Annotated in this window: 15 protein-coding genes; 3 read left to right on the top strand and 12 right to left on the bottom strand. The window is 68.5% G+C overall.

Going from position 1 to position 16966, the window contains the following annotated elements; all coding sequences use genetic code 11:
• Positions 1-45: 45 nt before the first annotated feature.
• The 3 genes from ACTMO_RS0103370 to ACTMO_RS23220 form a co-directional block, all read right to left on the bottom strand.
• A complete protein-coding gene (locus ACTMO_RS0103370; RefSeq protein ID WP_245556015.1) occupies positions 46-915 on the bottom strand; it encodes a PHP domain-containing protein in 870 nt (289 codons plus the stop codon).
• A 61-nt stretch (positions 916-976) separates the two neighbouring features.
• Entirely contained in the window at positions 977-1546 is a 570-nt protein-coding gene (locus ACTMO_RS0103365; protein ID WP_019853251.1) for a PH domain-containing protein, read from the bottom strand.
• Between the two features lie 157 nt (positions 1547-1703).
• Positions 1704-1865 carry a hypothetical protein gene (locus ACTMO_RS23220; RefSeq protein ID WP_019853250.1) on the bottom strand — a complete coding sequence of 54 codons (162 nt, stop codon included), beginning with the start codon at positions 1863-1865 and terminating at the stop codon, positions 1704-1706.
• 146 nt (positions 1866-2011) lie between these two features.
• On the opposite strand from ACTMO_RS23220, the gene ACTMO_RS0103355 reads away from it, so the two are divergent.
• The 3 genes from ACTMO_RS0103355 to ACTMO_RS0103340 all read left to right on the top strand — a co-directional run bounded on the left by ACTMO_RS0103355 (position 2012) and on the right by ACTMO_RS0103340 (position 5168).
• Positions 2012-2434 carry an NUDIX domain-containing protein gene (locus ACTMO_RS0103355; protein ID WP_019853249.1) on the top strand — a complete coding sequence of 141 codons (423 nt, stop codon included), beginning with the start codon at positions 2012-2014 and terminating at the stop codon, positions 2432-2434.
• A gap of 494 nt (positions 2435-2928) precedes the next feature.
• Entirely contained in the window at positions 2929-4017 is a 1089-nt protein-coding gene (corA, locus tag ACTMO_RS0103350) for a magnesium/cobalt transporter CorA (RefSeq protein WP_019853248.1), read from the top strand.
• Positions 4018-4676: 659 nt separating this feature from the next.
• Positions 4677-5168 carry a CAP domain-containing protein gene (locus ACTMO_RS0103340; RefSeq protein ID WP_019853246.1) on the top strand — a complete coding sequence of 164 codons (492 nt, stop codon included), beginning with the start codon at positions 4677-4679 and terminating at the stop codon, positions 5166-5168.
• A gap of 68 nt (positions 5169-5236) precedes the next feature.
• On the opposite strand, the gene ACTMO_RS0103335 is transcribed toward ACTMO_RS0103340, so the two are convergent.
• From ACTMO_RS0103335 to ACTMO_RS0103295, 9 genes are all read right to left on the bottom strand, one after another.
• On the bottom strand, positions 5237-5761 hold the full coding sequence (locus ACTMO_RS0103335; protein WP_019853245.1) for a YflT domain-containing protein: 525 nt from the start codon (positions 5759-5761) through the stop codon (positions 5237-5239).
• A 202-nt stretch (positions 5762-5963) separates the two neighbouring features.
• Positions 5964-7025 carry a CPBP family intramembrane glutamic endopeptidase gene (locus tag ACTMO_RS0103330; protein ID WP_245556013.1) on the bottom strand — a complete coding sequence of 354 codons (1062 nt, stop codon included), beginning with the start codon at positions 7023-7025 and terminating at the stop codon, positions 5964-5966.
• 82 nt (positions 7026-7107) lie between these two features.
• Positions 7108-10566, bottom strand: coding sequence for a patatin-like protein (locus ACTMO_RS20165; protein WP_245556012.1), 3459 nt, complete (start codon positions 10564-10566; stop codon positions 7108-7110).
• Between the two features lie 133 nt (positions 10567-10699).
• A complete protein-coding gene (gene pstB / locus ACTMO_RS0103320) occupies positions 10700-11479 on the bottom strand; it encodes a phosphate ABC transporter ATP-binding protein PstB (protein ID WP_019853242.1) in 780 nt (259 codons plus the stop codon).
• Between the two features lie 27 nt (positions 11480-11506).
• The gene (pstA, locus tag ACTMO_RS0103315) at positions 11507-12598 is read right to left on the bottom strand and encodes a phosphate ABC transporter permease PstA (protein WP_026448829.1); all 1092 of its coding nucleotides are present in this window, start codon (positions 12596-12598) and stop codon (positions 11507-11509) included.
• A complete protein-coding gene (gene pstC / locus ACTMO_RS0103310) occupies positions 12598-13545 on the bottom strand; it encodes a phosphate ABC transporter permease subunit PstC (protein ID WP_019853240.1) in 948 nt (315 codons plus the stop codon). The genes pstA and pstC overlap by 1 nt, the downstream gene beginning before the upstream one ends.
• Positions 13546-13666: 121 nt before the next feature.
• Positions 13667-14758 (bottom strand): phosphate ABC transporter substrate-binding protein PstS, encoded by a 1092-nt coding sequence (gene pstS / locus ACTMO_RS0103305; protein ID WP_019853239.1) that lies wholly within the window; start codon positions 14756-14758, stop codon positions 13667-13669.
• Between the two features lie 344 nt (positions 14759-15102).
• Complete coding sequence (locus ACTMO_RS0103300) at positions 15103-15570, bottom strand: hypothetical protein (protein ID WP_019853238.1); 468 nt, start codon at positions 15568-15570, stop codon at positions 15103-15105.
• A gap of 187 nt (positions 15571-15757) precedes the next feature.
• Positions 15758-16714, bottom strand: coding sequence for an HpcH/HpaI aldolase/citrate lyase family protein (locus tag ACTMO_RS0103295; protein ID WP_026448827.1), 957 nt, complete (start codon positions 16712-16714; stop codon positions 15758-15760).
• Between the last annotated feature and the right edge of the window lie 252 nt (positions 16715-16966).

Here is a 16966-nt window from a genome sequence, read left to right as displayed (position 1 = left end):
TCGGACCGGCCACCGCGCCCGGAACGCCCGGGAACGGGTACGGCTTCAGCCGATGATCTTGCTTCCCGTGCACTCGGCGTTGAGCCGGTCCAACACCTCGGGATCGGCTCCCCGACTACCGATCTCGATGCTCTTGTTCGTGCCGTGGTAGTCGCTTCCGCCGGTGACGAGCAGCCCCAGTTCGGAGGCCAGCCCCCGCAGTTCGCGTCGCGCCCGTTCACCGTGGTCGGGATGGTCGACCTCCACACCACGCAGTCCGTGACCGGCCAGTTCCGCGATGACCTCCGCGGTCACGGTGGTGCCCCGGGAGGCTGCGAAGGGGTGCGCCAGCACCGTGATCCCCCCGGCCTCGGTGATCATCTCGATGGCCTTCTCCACCGGCGTGTCGGTGCGCGGGAGGTAGTAGGGGCCGCCGGTGCCCAGGTACCTGTCGAAGGCCTCGGTGACGGTTTCCACGGTGCCGCCCTCGACGAGGGCTCTGGCCAGGTGCGGACGTCCTCCGGGGGAGTCCGGAGGCAGCGCCGCCATCAACCCGTCCGGGTCCACGGGGAAGCCGTCGGCGGCCATGCGGCGGGCCATCTGTTCCAGTCGCCCGCGTCGTTCGGAACGCAGCCTGACCTGCTCCTCCACCAGCGCCCGCGAGGAGGGGTCGAAGAGGTAGGCGAGCAGGTGGACCGTCGTGCTGCCCCCGCGCCCGTCGGCGCTGCTGCAGGAGAGCTCCGCGCCGGGAACGACACGGAAGGAGCGGTGACCGTGTTCCCGCACGGCCCGCTCGACCTCCGCCCAGCCCGCGGTGGTGTCGTGGTCGGTCAACGCGATGACGTCCAGACCGGCGTCGACGGCCGTCCGGACGAGTTCCGTGGGAGTCTCCGTCCCGTCGGACTCGGTGGAATGCACATGCAGATCTATTCGCACACCCGACAGTGTGACTCATGTTCCCGCTGCTCGGGAGCCGTCTCCGCGGAACCCTTCGCGTTCATTCGGCTATCTTGGTCTTGCCGCGCCCCACGGCGGCACGCCGTGCCTTGAGCATCGAGAAGCGGTCCTGTTGGGCCTTCTTCTCCCCGAAGACCAGGGAGGAGATGGCGTCGAAGACCTCCTCCGGGTTGGGCAGGTACTCGATCCGGTTGAGGGCCTGGATCTGCCCGGCCGACTCGACGATCAACGTGCCGTAGCCCAGCATCCTTCCCGGCACGCTGCGCGAGTAGGTCAGGTCGGTGACCTTGGTGACGGGCATCATCTGCACGGAGGTGGTGAAGATCCCCTCGGTGATCATGAACCTCTTGTCCGTGACCACGATCCGCTCCACGTACCAGTCCAACACCTGGTAGATGAAGCGCAGCAGGACGAACAACCCTCCGTACCAGAGGATGTTCTGCAGCAGCCAGTTCCCTTCGGGGAGCAGCACGGAGATCATCATGATCCCGAGCAGCAGGCCGGACGCCTCGAAGATGTCCCACACGAGGCACGCCCAGTGTCTACGAACCCGAATCACACGCCGTTCGGTGTCGAGCAGGTACTCACCCGGATCTCGCGGTGCGAACATGGAAACCACCCTCGTGGCTCGGTGTCTTGCTCTCGCGGGGCCGATGACGGTGTCGACACCGGCCCCGGAACCGGGCTCGCCTCGGTGAGCCGGACGTGGTCGGGCCGGACCTGTCCGATTCGGACGGGATCACGACCACGGACGCAGGCGCTCCCACCTACTGGAAGAGGTTCTGCATGAAGGTGATCACCGCCTCCGCCGCCTGACGCAGACTGTCGAGAATCCCGTTGACCACTTCACTCGCCTGGGACGGCGCCGAGATGAGAAAGAACAGGAGGAACGCGATCCCGGCCCATGTGAGGATCTTCTTGATGTTCACTGTTACCCACCCCGTCTGGACTGAACCTGTACTGGTGCTGGAACCTGCTGATCCGTTGTACCGCACTCAGTGCCTGTACGGCAGGTTTTTAGCGCACTCGGGTCAGTGTCGTGACACCGGTGCCCGAATCACTACCCTGTGTGTCCATGAGAGAGTCCGAGGCTCCGGTGATCCACTGCGTCGGCGCCGTCGTCCACGACCGACGGGGACGGCTGTTGTTGGTCAGGAGAGCCAACGCACCTGGGCAGGGCATGTGGTCCCTGCCGGGAGGGCGGGTCGAACCCGGCGAGGACGATCACGCCGCACTGCGTCGCGAGGTCGCCGAGGAAACGGGACTCGACGTCGTGGTGGGCGGGGTGGTCGGCCGGATCACGCGATCCGGATCACACGGTGTCTACCACATAGTGGACTACGCCTGCCACACCTCGGAGGAGGAGCTCCTCGCAGGTGACGACGCCGACGCGGCGATATGGGCCGACGGTGCGACATTCACCACACTGTCCGACTCCGGAGCGCTGACCGAGGACCTGCCCGAGCTGCTGCGCGAGTGGGGACAGCTCCCCCGCTGACATCCCGTCAGAAGGAAGAAACCCTCCTTTCGAGTGATGACACACAGGATTTCACCTACATGTCGTTGACATCGAAGGATGTTACTGATCACGCCTCGGCGGCGCCACCTCCGCGCCACCCATGAATTTCACCCGAAGGAACCAATAGTCACACAGTCCACACGCCCGGATTCTCGTTCGGGAAGCACCACCCCACGACCTCCGGGACCGGACGAGTAGGATGAATGAGTGGTCCACAAGGGCCGCCGCCCCGCAGCCGAGCTGATTGGAGGTGAGGGTACGTGCCGAGTTCCACGGAAGGCGCCAGCGGCGCGGACAGTGCCTCGCCGTGCAGTACCGGCCGCATCCCCGCCGGTGTGATCAGCCGCGCGAAGACCGGTAGGCCCCACCCGCGACCCTGATCCACGAACCCGCCGACCGTTGATCGCTGACGATCCGGCCGGGATGCGCATGTGACGCCCCCTCACACGACGCGTCCCGTCCCGGAGGTCATCGTGTTCAGCATCCCCACGCTCGGCCTGCGCAACAGGTCGCCCCGCGCCGGGAACCGGCGTCGTTCTTCCGTGTCCTCCTCCCCACGGGGATCCGCCTCCGTCGTGGACTGCGCCGTGTACGTGGACGGCGTACGACTACCCGGGGAGTGGACGCACGAGCAGGCGATGTCCGAAGTGCGTTCCCGGCGCAACGGTTTCGTCTGGATCGGACTGCACGAACCGGACCAGCGGCAGATCAACGGCGTGGCCGAGACCTTCGGACTCCACGAGCTCGCCGTCGAGGACGCCGTACACGCGCACCAACGCCCCAAACTCGAACGCTACGACGACACCCTGTTCATGGTGCTCAAGACGGTGCACTACGTCCCGGACCGAGCCAGGGCCACCAACAGCGAGATCGTGGAGAGCGGCGAACTCATGATCTTCCTCGGTCGGGACTTCGTGATCACCGTCCGTCACGGACGTCAGGCGGAGCTGACCAGGGTACGCAACGAGCTGGAGCAGTCCCCGGAACACCTGGCCCTGGGCCCCTCCGCGGTGGTGCACGGCATCGCCGACCACGTGGTCGACAGCTACCTGGAGGTCACCGAGTCCGTGCAGGACGACATAGACACCATCGAGACGGAGGTGTTCGCCCCACGCACCAACATCGACGCCGAACAGATCTACCTGATGAAACGCGAGGTCATGCAACTGCGCAGGGCGGTCATGCCGCTCTCCCAGCCCTTACAAAGACTCGCGGGGGGATACACGGCCCATGTTCCGGACCAGGTGCGTTCCTACTTCCGGGACGTGGAGGACCACCTCGTCACGGTGTCCGAACGCGTGGCCTCCTTCGACGAACTGCTGACCACCCTGGTGGACGCCACGCTGGCGAAGATCACCCTGCAACAGAACACCGACATGCGCAAGATCTCGGCCTGGGTGGCGATCATCTCCACCCCCACCATGATAGCCGGGATCTACGGCATGAATTTCCGAATCATGCCGGAACTCGAATGGGCGTTCAGCTATCCGGTGACGCTGTTGGTGATGATGCTCGCCTGCGTCACCCTGTTCAAGATCTTCCGCAGGAACAACTGGTTGTGATCGCGGAAGTAACACCGCGCGCCTCCGGAACGATGTTCCGGACAGGGCCGAAAGAACGGGTCCGGCGGAGCCTCCGGAAACCGTCGGACGAACCACCGAGACGACGACCGCTGTTGGGAGGGAAGAATGCGGAAGCCTCTACTGCCGGGGCCGCGGATCCTCCTGGACCGCCTTCCGGCACGGGCCTCGGCGACGGTCGCACGACGGGACCGAAACCCGCTGTTTCCGCGGCGGACCTCCCGCGACTCCAGGCATCAACGAAAACCCGGCGCGGTGTGGTACGTGGCTTCCGTGAGCCCCCGCGCCGCCGGACAGGCGCGCTGACTCCGGGAGAGCACACGGGCCACATCGTGCTGCGGAATCCACGCCCGAACAAACGTGTCCAGCGCATCCGAGCAACACGTTTCGAGCCGCACCTGGAGGAAGCATGTCCCGTCTCGTGCCCAACAAACTCGCCGTGCTGTGCACACTGATCAACGGATGGATCCTGGTGGTGTTCCTGATCATCGCCCATCAGATCTGAGTCGCGGTTTTTCCACCCGAACGAGTGTTCTTCCCGTGTCGCGCGTCCCTCGGTGGAGGTCGCGCGGCACGGTTTCGTTTCCGGCTGCGGTACAAACACTCCCGGACGTCGTGTACGGGCGAGCGAAGGAACGCGGATGAACACGAAACCGGGACTGATTCTGCTTCCCACCCTGATCAGCGCTCTGCTTCCGTTCCAGGGTCCCGCCGCCACCCAGGAACGCCACGAGCCGACCGACCGCACACACCGCATCGTGGAACTGACCAACCGGGCACGGCAGCAGGTCGGATGCCCGAAGGTCCACCCGAATCCACGGCTGACCAGAACCGCCCGCCTGCACAGCGCCGACATGGCCGACAACGGGTACCTCGGACACGTCGGCAGCCGGGGCCACCGGGCCGCGACCCGTGCCCGCGCGGGGGGCTATCCCTCCCGGTACGTGGGGGAGAACGTCGCTGCGGGCAACATCACCGCGGAGAAGACCTTCGAACAGTGGATCAACAGCCCCGCGCACCGGCGAAACATTCTCAACTGCGCGTTCACCGACATCGGCGTCGGACACTCCACGAACCCCGACAGCGAGTGGAAGCACTACTGGACCCAGATGTTCGGCCGCAGCATCCCCTGACCGGAGGAGCACCGAGTCGAACGGGCGGTCCCGTTCCGGACGGACACCTCCACGCGGACACGGGGCCGTCACTGCTGCGTGGCCGGACCTCCCATGGCGAGCCGGGCGAGCATGTCCCGGGCCTGTTCGGCGTGACCGGGCTGGCTCAACACGTCGTAGCGTCCCGCCACGATCTGACTCGACGAGGAGAAGTCCCGGCGTCCCCTGGTGGAGGCATAGGTGACCGCGGCGAACACGAGACCGAAGACGACACCGGTACCCAGTCCCACCAGCACCGGTCCCAACCAGGCGTCCTGGGCCGAGAAGATGCCCATGATCAGCCCGACGAACAGACCGAACCAGGCCCCCGAGGCGGCCCCGCCTCCGAGCACCCGGGCCCAGCTGAGCCTTCCGGTCACCCGCTCGACCAGCATCAGGTCCACCCCGACGATGGTCACCTCCTGCACGGGGAAGTCGTTGTCCGCGAGGTGATCGACGGCGCGCTGCGCCTCCTCGTACGTGCTGTAGGAGCCGACCGGCCAACCACTCGGCGGGGTGGGCAGACTGGGAAGTCCCGGATTCGACCGGGCACCACCGTAGAACGGGCTGCTCACCGTAGACACCTCCGTTACCACCGACGTTCTCGGCCGAGACACGTCGTTCACGCTGCACCACCGGCCCGGCACGGCCCGATGGGGATCCCGGCCCCGTCGACACCACCCCCGTCGTGGCCCGCCTCGGCCGAGCATGTCACCGGGGCATCACCATCGCTCGGCCCGAAACCTGCCGAATGTCCTGTCGCACCCAGTTTACCCCTCAGGACAGCGGGGCTTCAGCCCGTGAGGCCCGCGAGGGGCGCAGGGTGAGCGGATGGATCGGTGCCCTGCCGCCGACCACGGTAGCCACTCGTCTCCGCGTGGCCTCCCGGTCGACCAGCCACGCGTACACCAGCACGGCCACCGCCAGGGGCAGCACCTGCACGAGAGGATAGTTGCCGCTCTGCTCCAGGCCGGGAACGCCGTAGAGTCCTCCCACGACCAGGCTCAGCGCGTTGTTGCTGACGTGCAGCGCGATCGCCGCCTCCAAGCCTCCGGTGCGGATGCTGAGCCAGCACATGACCACCGCCATCAACAACAGCTGGCCCCACACCAGCGGGTCGGTGTAGCCGTGTCCGGACAGGAAGACCAACGAGGAGAGCACGATCCCCGGCCACGGCACCCGCAGCCACGCGTTCACCGTCTGCAGCAACAGCCCCCGGAAGACCACCTCCTCGGTGGCGCTCTGCAACGGCACCACGAGCACGGCGATCAGCACGATCGAGGAGTACGCCCACCAGCCCGGAAAGTCCCCAGCGGGAGGGGCCCCCGCCAACACACCCAGCAGCAGCCCCAGCCCGAAGGTCACACCGAACACGAGCAGCCCCCGCCACAGTGCGGCGCCGAACCAGCGCATCCGGGGAGCTCCGGCTACGCTGAACAGTCCCATGGGACTTCTGCGCTGGGGCCAGCGCGCGGCCAGCACCGCCGGAGGCAACAACGCGACCAGCACCACGAAGCCGAAGAACAGCACCCACAGCGGATCCAGCAGGCGCTGCGGTCCCAGATCCGGGTCCATCAACACACGAAGGACCCGAACCGGCATGGCGGCCAGCACCGTCCCCGCGAACAGCACCGTCACGACCACCAGCGAGACCGCCGCCGTGGCCGCGAAGACCGGCACCGTCAGGGCGGGCCGCCACCAACGGTGCGCCGGGGTGCGCGCGAGCATGTCGAACGGTGTCCCCGGCTCCGGGGGGACCACACCGCTTCCGGGAACGGAGGTGGACGGTTCGGGCCGGGCGCCCGGAGCGGGCCCGGTGGGACTGTACGGATCCGACACACCGGAATCGTAGAACCACCCGCCGGAACACACCCACCCAGTAAGGACGGAAGCCGACTCACTCGGAAGCGTGGCGTCCGGCTCATCCCGTCGGGACCCGGAAGTCTTCCGTGGCCTCCCGTTCGGACCCGGCCACGGCACCGGAGGAAGGAACACGCCGGTCCGTGTCGCCAGGGCGCGGTCGGGCAGGCAGCACGTCGACCGTGCTCAGCAGCAGAGTCTGTCCCACCGCGGTGCCGAGACCCGACCACAGCAGCCAGTCCGAAGGGGACCATCCGGCGGCCACGGCCGCTGCGAGCACGGCTCCGCACACCACCGCGGTGAGTACCGTGGCGGCGACACGTCCACCCCGGCGCAGGGCGAACCCGCCGTACCACGTGATCCACACCGCCGTCAGGAACACCCCGAGGGGCCCCAACCGTACCCCGGAGCCGAGCAGCCAGAGTCCGAGCGCGGCGAGCAGCCCACCCGCCGCCAGCCCTCCCAGCCAGCGGGTCCCCCGTCCGCTGGCTCGCGGGATCCGCAACCATCCCCACCGCACGGCCGCGAGCAACGCCAGTGGGACGGCCAGCACACCGAGGACACCGGGCGGGGTCCCGGAGATCTCGTAGATCCGCATCCAGTCCCAGAAACCCGCTCCGCCGTCCCCCGCCCCGGGTGTCCCGAAGCCACCCAGGGCCACGGCCGCGGCCCCGGAACCGACGCAGACGGCGGCCCGCCGGGGCGCGGCCATGCCGAAGGCGACCAGCAGGATCAACGGTTTCGCCACCGTGGCACCGAGCGCGGCGAGCGCGGTGCGGAACCCGTTCCACGGCGGAAACAGGGCTCGGTGCGCCACCAACGTGAAGCGCAGGGCCACCGAGGCCATCCGGTCCTCGGCGAGATCCTCGCGGCGCTGTCGGCCCACGTCGTAGTTTCGTACGGCGGTTTCCAGCCGACCCGGATCCCGTGTGGGGGCGACCTCGTCCGCGAACGGATCGGCACCGGAACGCACCGCCTCCACGAACGGCAGTTCCTCGGCCACCACGGTCCATTGCAGACGTTCCGTGACGGCCGCTCTGGTCTCGTTCAGCGCGTGTCCCTCGTGCGGGTTCGCGAACAGGGCGTCCAGTTCCGCCCGCACGGCACCGGCACGTTCGGCCCAACGTCGGGCGAGGAACTCACGCCACTGTCGGGCGGTGGACTCGTCCAGCTCCCCGAGTTCCGCGCCGGTGGGACGACTGAGGATCGCCTGCAGCCTGTCCCCCACTCCGGTCGCACCGAGGGAGTCGGCCTGACGGAGCAACCGCTCGGGGGCCAGCAGCAGGTCCACGAGTCCGCCCACGGCGTCGAGTCGTCCCCACATCCAGTCGTTCGCCCGCCACTTGGCCGACAGGAAGGCGGCGAAGTTGCCCATCCCCGACCCCCGCACCTTGTCCGGCACGGGGATCCGACCCGTCGGATCCCGCAGGGAGTCGAACGGCAGCGGACTCTGCCGGTCCCCGGCCACCCGGTGGAGGAGGACCTGCTTTCCCTCGTCGCCGGACACCCCCAGCGGAACGCCGAGAACCACCACCGTCCGCAGCAGCCGCGCCGTGTCCCCGTCGGAGGCCGTTTCCAGCAGGGCACGTGTCACCCCGTCCAGCTCACGCAGGTCCGTCTCCTCGACGACGTCGAGCAGTCGCGCCGCGATCCGGTCCAGCACGGCCCACATCTCGGACAGCGAGTCCGTTCCGGAAGCGGACGTCCCCTCGGCGGAGGACTCCACGGTGGAGGCGAGTTCGTCGGTGAACTCGGACAGCTGCCGCTGGAAGAGGGCGTCCACCCCCTCCTCCGTTCCGAGGACCCCGTCCAACAACGGCCGCAGTTCGGACTCGACGGGGGCGGGAAGGGCGTGTTGCAGTCGGTGGACACGGGTCCGGACCCGCTCGATCCACTCGTCCAGGTCCGTGGCGGTGAACACGGGCTCCTCGCGGGCGGCGTGGAACCAACAGCGGTCGAGGTTTCCCCGCAGCGTCTCCACGACCATGCGCAGCCGGTACAGCCCGCTCTTGGAGGGGCCGAAGCGTTCCACCCGGGACGGGCAGCGCGCCTGTAGACAGCGGACCCAGCGCACGCACTCGTCCACAGCGGACAGCAGGGTCTCCACGTCGTCGAAGGACTCGGCCGGACGATGGACCGCCGCCTGCCGGTGACGACGCACCAGGCGTTCGCGCAGCGCGGCGCAGGCGGTGGCGGACCACCCCTCGACGGCCTGACCGGCCAGCGGAGCCGCCAAGGGGGGCGTCACGACGTCCTCGGGCGAGGTCAGCAGCGTGTGCACCCTTTCGGCGCGCATCCGGGCGAACTGTTCGGCGTGCTCGGTGTACACCGCCCGGATCCGGGAACTCAGCCACTGCCAGCGCTCGGCCCGGGGCGTCGTGGCCAGTTCGGCGAACACGGAGTCCCGCCTGCCGGAGGACTGCCGGACGCGGTGGTTGTGCTCCTCGATCGCCTCGATGTCGGTGAGCAGGCTCTCCTGGCCCAGTTTCGCCCGCAGGGCCGTGGCGGTCACGGCCCGGGCGAGTCCGGCCGTGCGCTGCGACGGCTCGGGAGGATCCGGTTCGGGGTTGAGGTAGAGCAGCCTGCGTTCCGTGGGGCCGCGCGCCTCCAGACGCTGGATCGTGTCGAGCGCGGCCGTCACCGGAATGTTGTCCAGCACCCCGCCGTCCACGGCCCGGAAAACCCGGTCGTGGTCGGTGGCCGTCTCGGAGAACAACCCGTACATGTTCGGCGGGGCCGTCCCGGCTCCGGATCCCCCGCCCCGTTCCGTGGGGGGCACGGACCGGAAGGCGGCCGGTTCGAAGGCGAAGGGGAACGAGGAGGTGGTGCGGGCCGCCTGGGCCAACGACCGTGCCGTGTTCCGGGGATGCGCGGGGTCTCCGAAGTCGCTGAGCGGGTCGCCCGGCCGCCCTCGGTGGCTGAAGCGGAACACGGTCCGACGGCGTGCCTGGCTGAACTCCACTCCGGCGGCGTCGAAGCGTCGTTCGGTGAGCGGATCCAGCAGGGTCGCCGTGAGCAGCAGCTCCACCCGGGAGGCGGTGGACTCGGCGGAGCCCTCGGCGATCCCGTCGGCGAGCAGGGCGGCCAGTTCGCGCCGGAAGTACCCGTCCCCCTCCAGCAGGGATGGGGGGCGAGCCTGCCACGGTCGGGGGACGGGACGGGCCATCGCCTCCAGATCGGCCAGTCGTATCCACGCCCGACGCATCCTGCCGAAGGGCATTCCGTACACCAGGGAGGCCGACAGCAGGGTCGCGTTGAGTCCCCCGGCCGAGGTTCCCGCGAGCACGTCCACCTCCACCGAGTCGTATCCGGCCAGCTCGGCCAGTTCCGCCCAGGGATGGCGCTGCCCGTCGTCGGTCTCCCGTTCCGGACGTGTCCAGCGGCGCAGCCGGTCCACCTCGGCCACCGCGCCGCCGGTCCACACGGCCATGCTGGCCCCGCCACGCAGCGCCAGCGCCAGTCGCAGCTGCCCGTGGGGAGAGGACACTGGGGAGGGTTCGCTCGCTTCGTCGCTGGACACTTCGGACTCGCCCCTCGGTCGACTTGCCCGGTCGTGTGTGCAACCTACCCCGCCACAGCGGCGCACGGGAACTGCCGACCGGGCGACGTCGCCTTCCGCTCCGTGCGGTCACGCGAACCGGCGACGAGCCGAACTAGCCGAAGCGGCCGGAGATATACTCCTCGGTGGAGGTGTGTGCGGGGGTCGAGAAGATCTTCGGGGTCTCGTCGATCTCCACGAGCTCCCCGGGCTCTCCGGTGCCGCCGATGTTGAAGAAGCCGGTGTAGTTGCTGACCCGGGCGGCCTGCTGCATGTTGTGGGTGACGATGACGATCGTGTAGTTCTCCTTGAGCTCGGCCATGAGGTCCTCGATGGCGTGGGTCGATATGGGGTCCAGGGCCGAGCACGGCTCGTCCATCAGCAGCACGTCGGGTTTGACCGCGATCGCCCTGGCGATGCAGAGGCGCTGCTGCTGCCCGCCGGAGAGCCCGGAACCCGGCTTGTCCAGCCGGTCCTTGACCTCCTCCCAGAGGTTCGCCCCCCGCAGGGACTCCTCCACAATGCCGTCCATCTCGGACTTGCGCATCCGCCCGTGGTTCAGCCGCAGCCCCGCGGCGACGTTGTCGTAGACGGACATGGTCGGGAAGGGGTTGGGGCGCTGGAAGACCATGCCCACGTGTTTGCGCACCTCGACGGGGTCCATTCCCGGCGCGTACAGGTCCTGGTCGTCCATGACGACCTCCCCCTCCACACGGGCGGCGGGAACCAGCTCGTGCATGCGGTTGAGCGCCCGCAGATAGGTGGACTTGCCGCAGCCGGAAGGTCCGATCAGCGCGGTGATGGCGCACGGGTGGATGGTCATGGACACGTCCCGCACCGCCCGGAAGGAACCGTAGTAGATGTTGAGGTCCCGGACTTCGATGTGTTTGGCCATGCTCGGCTCCTGATCCGGTCAGAGGGTTCAGCTACGGGTTTTCGGGGCGAACAGCAGGGAGAACGACCGCGCCAGCAGGTTGAGCACCATCACGATGGCCATGAGCGTCAGCGCGGCGGTCCATGCCCGCTCCAGATAGGGTTCCGGCGGCACTCCCGGGCTCGCGTACTCGTAGTAGGAGAACACCGACAGGGTGGCCATCTGCCCGGAGAACGGGTTGAAGTTCGTGCTCGCCGTGGTACCGGCCGCGATGAGCAACGGGGCGGTCTCCCCGACCACGCGGGCCACGGCCAGGGTGACCCCGGTGCTGATGCCGGCGACCGCGGTGGGCAGCACCACCCGCAGGATGACCTTCCACTTCGGCGTACCCAGGGCGAAGGCCGCCTCGCGCAGATCGTCGGGAACGATCTTGATCATCTCCTCGCTGGAGCGCACCACGATGGGGATCATCAGCACGCTCAGCGCGATCGCCCCGGAGAAACCGTTGACCGTGCCCGGGCCGAACACGAGCGTGAACAGCGCGTAGGCGAACAGCCCGGCCACGATGGAGGGAATGCCGGTCATCACGTCCACGAAGAACGTGATGCCCCGCGCCAGTCTGCCCCGCCCGTACTCGACCAGGTAGATCGCGGTGCACAGTCCGATCGGCACCGACATCAGCGTCGCGAGCCCGCTCGTGATCAGTGTGCCGACGATCGCGTGGTAGGCACCTCCGCCGGCACCGACCACCCCGCGCATCGAGTGGGTGAAGAACTCGGTGTCGAACCGCTGGACTCCCTTGGAAACCACGGTGATCACCACCGAGACCAGCGGAGTCAGGGCGAGGGCGAAGGCCGAGGTGACCACGGCGGTGAACGCGCGGTCCGCCGCCTTGCGGGTGCCCTCGACCGAGCGGGACCACAGGAAGATCCCGGCCACGTAGCACAGGGCCAGGCAGAGGGCGAAGAAGATCAGGGAGAAGCCCGTGGCCACGACCGTCGGCACGGCGGCGAGGAGGGCGGCCCCTGCCAGGGTCGCCCACGGCGCCCAGCGCGGCAGCGAGCCACGAACCAGGCGTGTCCTGTCCCTCGGTGGCTCCGTGTCCGCGGAAGTGGGCCGGGTTTCGGTAGGGGTGCTCATCAACTGGCTCCGGAAAGGTCGGTGCGACGGTTGATGACCGCGCGGGCGATCATGTTGACGATCAGCGTGATGGCGAACAGCACCAGGCCGGACGCGATCAGGGTGTCGATGGCCACACCCGAGGACTCGGGGAACTCGAGCGCGATGTTGGCCGCGATCGTGGCGGGGTTGCCGGAACTGATCAGGTTGAACGTGACTCCGCCCGAGGCGGAGAGCACGATCGCGACGGCCATGGTCTCGCCCAGCGCGCGTCCGAGGCCGAGCATGGATCCGCTCAGGATGCTGGACCTGCCGAAGGGCAGCACGGCCATCCTGATCATCTCCAGTCGGGTGGCCCCCAGCGCCAGCGAGGCCTCCTCGTACAGCTTGGGGGTCTGCAGGAAGGCCTCGCGGATGACGGCGGTGATGATCGGCAGGATCATCACGGCCAGCACCAGCACGGTGGTGAACATGGTGCGTCCCGTGGTGGAGGCGGGTCCCGCGAACAGGGGGACGAAACCGAGGTTGTCCGCCAACCAGCCGGTGGGGGCCAGGGTCGCCGGGGCCAGCACCGTGAACCCCCACAGTCCGTAGATGATGCTCGGCACGGCCGCGAGCAGGTCGATCACGTACCCCAGGAACTGGGCGATCCTGCGTGGTGCGTAGTGGGTGATGAACAGCGCGATCAACACGGCCAGGGGGGCGGCCACCACCAGGGCCAGCGTCGCGGCCAGCAGGGTGCCGAACACCAGCGGCCAGATGTAGACGACGAGCCCTCCCTCGCCGGGGATCTCCGAGGCCGGTGCCGTGAAGGCAGGCCAGGCCTCGGCCAACAGGAACACCGCGACTCCGGCCAGCACCAGCAGGATCAGCACACCGGCACCGGTGGTGATCCCGCGGAATATCCGGTCGGCGGGACGTTTGTACGTACTGGGGCCTTGCACGGTGTTCTGCCCTGTCTTGGTCACGAACGGTCCCTCCGGGTTTCCGGGTGGGGCGGCGACGCTGCCGACGGCCCACCTTCGAACCGATCTCTCTGGTGGACGTCGTGCCCGGGCCGAAGCTCCGGCCCGGGCACGTGGTCCTCGGTCAGCCGCCCGATCCGATGGCCTCCACCGCCGGACGCAGCTTCTGCCGCAGCCCCTGGGAGATCGGGGCGGATCCGGCCGCCTCGGCGGCCTTCTGCTGGCCCTCCTCGCTCAGGAGGTACTCGAAGTAGGAACGGACCAGTTTCCCCGTCTCGGAGTCGTCGTAGTCGGTGCAGGCCATGCCGTAGGAGACCAGCACGATGGGGTAGGTTCCGGAAGACTGGGTGTCCCGGGCCAGGTCGTAGGCGAACACGTGCTCGCCCTGGTTCTCCTTCCGCTCGGAGACATCGAGCACCTTGGCCGCGGCCTCGGGGGAGTAGGAGACGAACTCCTCGCCCACTCCGACGGCCACCGTGCCCAGCTCGCCGACCTGGCTGGCGTCGAGGTAACCGATGGTGCCCTGACCGGCGTCGATGGCGTTCTTGACTCCGGAGGTTCCCTTGGCGGCCTCTCCGCCGGGGACCGGCCAGTTGCCGCTGACCTCGTGCGGCCACGCCTCGGGAGCCGCGGTGGACAGGTAGTCGACGAAGTTCTCCGTGGTCCCGGACTCGTCGGAGCGGTTCACCGGCGTGATCTGGGTGTCCGGCAGCTCGACGTCCGGGTTCGTCTCGACGATCTCGGGATCGTTCCACTGGGTGATCTTCTGGTCGAAGATCTTGGCGATGGTGGCGGGGCGCAGCTTCAGTTCGTCGACTCCGTCGAGGTTGAAGGCCACGGCGACCGGGGAGACGTACACCGGCAGCTCGACGAGACCGCCGCAGCGCTCCTTGGCGCCGGAGAGTTCCTCGCCCTCCAGTGCCGCGTCGGTGCCCCCGAAGTCGGTGGCGCCGGAGACGAAACGTTCCCGGCCACCGCCGGATCCGATCGGCGCGTAGTTGATCGTCAGATCCGGGTGCTTGTCGGAGAAAGCCGCACGCCAGGCCTGCTGTGCGGCCTCCTGGGAGCTGGCACCGGCACCGTCGAGGGTTCCGGACAGTCCGGATCCGTCACCGGCCGAGTTCTGCTCGTTGGCGGCACCGCACGCTCCGAGAACCAGGGTCAGCGCCGCTGCCGCCGTACCGGCGGCAGCACGTCTGACAGTACTGTGCTGCACAGGTAGCCCCTTTTCACGCTGCTGCGACCGGAGGTCACCGGCCGAGTTCTGCACTGGCGGTAATGACGTTAAACCGAAAAGGTGAAGCGGCGAATCAAGGAAGATGAACAACAATGAAATAAAAAACCACGAAAAACGTTCGCCACGGCGCGCCAGCGAGCGGGGCACGCAACGGAAAACTCACGAATCACGTGCTCACATCCGGCGCGCGAACCGTGAGAAAGGAAACCGGAAACGAACGAACACACCGATTCCAATCAAACACCCACAGTAATCACAAGAAACACGTCTCGCCCGGAAGGGTTTGCGAGCACGAAAATCCCTTTCCGAGAGGAGAAAGTCATTCAGGAAGTCGCGAACAACCGACTCGCCGTCACCCGCAGCGCCAACGCGCGGTCCATTCGGGAGAAAACAGCCTCCGCCCCGGCGGCCCGCAGGCGGGGGCCACTGCCCCCCGCCCCCGAGAAACCGAACGCCAGCACCCCCGCGCACCGGGCGCACCGGATCTCCTCCTCCGTGCCGCCCACCCGGGCCAGCCGAGGGTACTCCCGCGCCAGTCTCCGCAGCTCCGCCGTCTGATCCACCGCGTCGGCGATCACCACGGCCAGACCGTCGACGATGTCCAACCTGCGTGCCTCAGCGGCCACGTCCCCGACGGGGAGCTCGGTCAGCACGATCACCGGGATCCCCGCCCGCCGGGCTCCCCGCAGCGCCTCGGTCACACCGGCGACGGGTCGCACGCCCTCGCCGCCCCGGCACACGAGCACCCCGTCCCAGCCCAGCACCACAGCACGATCCGACTCGGCCAACACCGCGCTCTCCCGGTCCCGGCGAACGAAACACGTCCGTGTCCCTCCCGACGGGCCGGAAAGCTACTCAGTCGGATTGAACGAACGGCCAACACCGCGTGACCCGCACCGAAAAACCGTCCCGGAAACCGTCACCGGCAGGCGCGGCGTGGGCGTCCGACCGCCGGAACCCCGGCCGGGCGGTGCCCCGTCAACGCGGCGGCTGCCAGCGCTCGGTCCGGCTCAGCCCGGCGGCGCGTCCTTTCGCCGCCACCACCAGCGCCATCTTGCGGGAGGCCTCGTCGATCATCTCGTCCCCGAGCATGGCCGCACCGCGCCTGCCGCCCTCCTCGGAGGTGTACCAGGCGTAGGCGTCGAGAATGTTCTCCGCCCGGTCGTAGTCGCGCTGGCTCGGCGAGAAGACCTCGTTGACCGTGTCCACCTGGGAAGGGTGCAGCACCCACTTACCGTCCAGCCCCAGAGCGGCGGAACGCCGCGCCACCCGCCGCAGCCCCTCGGTGTCGCCGATCTGGAGATACGGCCCGTCCACCGCCTGCAGACCGTGGGCGCGCGCCGCGGTCAGCATCCGCATGAGCACGTAGTGGTAGGCGTCCCCCACGTCGTAGCCGGGCGGCTGCTCCCCGACCACCAGGGAGGGCATGTTGATCGAGGCCATGAAGTCGGCCGGGCCGAAGATCAACGCCTCCAGCCGCGCCGAGGAGGCCGCTATCGCGTCCACGTCGGCCAACCCCTTGGCGTCCTCGATCTGCACCTCGATCCCGATCGAGGACTCGGCCAGCCCGAGAGCCCGCTCCAGCTGGCCCAGGGTCAGATCCAGCCATCGGACCTGGTCGGGACCGGACACCTTCGGCAGCATCACGGTGTCCAGACACTGCCCGGCGCCCTCCACCACGTCCACGACGTCCCGGTAGGTCCAGGCGGTGTCCAGGGCGTTGACGCGGACGGTGCGGACCCTGTCCCCCCAGCCACCCTCGTTCAACGCCGCGACCACGGTCCGCCGGGCCTGGGCCTTGGCCAGCGGGGCGACCGCGTCCTCCAGGTCCAGGAAGAACTGGTCGACCTCCAGCCCCCTGGCCTTGTCGATCATTCTGGGCTCCGAGCCCGGCACGGCGAGACAACTGCGGCGGCAGCGTTGGGTGTCGACCACCTCGGGCACTCCTTTTCGCGGGACGAAAACCGTCGCGGAAGCGATCCGCGCGGCAGTATATGCCCACGACCGGTGAGCGACTCCGGTGAAGCGGGACACCGCCGGACCATCGGAAGCCACGGAGTCCCACGTGGTGGACACACCCGTCCGGAGAACCTCCGGGGCCCGCCGCGCTCCCGCCGAACCGGCCCACCCGCCGGGGAGACGGCGGTGACCCGCGTCTCCGGAGGACGCCCGTCGGACGGGTGAGCG

This window comes from Actinopolyspora mortivallis DSM 44261 (assembly GCF_000384035.1).
Taxonomy (GTDB): domain Bacteria; phylum Actinomycetota; class Actinomycetes; order Mycobacteriales; family Pseudonocardiaceae; genus Actinopolyspora; species Actinopolyspora mortivallis.
The sequence above is the reverse complement of the archived record's forward strand: the minus strand, read 5'-3'. Positions and strand labels throughout refer to the sequence as shown.

Coding starts and splice junctions, on each gene's coding strand:
- ACTMO_RS0103365 (WP_019853251.1), bottom strand. CDS start 1,546: ATGTTCGCACCGCGAGATCCGGGTGAGTACCTGCTCGACACCGAACGG.
- ACTMO_RS0103355 (WP_019853249.1), top strand. CDS start 2,012: ATGAGAGAGTCCGAGGCTCCGGTGATCCACTGCGTCGGCGCCGTCGTC.
- ACTMO_RS0103340 (WP_019853246.1), top strand. CDS start 4,677: ATGAACACGAAACCGGGACTGATTCTGCTTCCCACCCTGATCAGCGCT.
- pstB (WP_019853242.1), bottom strand. CDS start 11,479: ATGGCCAAACACATCGAAGTCCGGGACCTCAACATCTACTACGGTTCC.
- pstA (WP_026448829.1), bottom strand. CDS start 12,598: ATGAGCACCCCTACCGAAACCCGGCCCACTTCCGCGGACACGGAGCCA.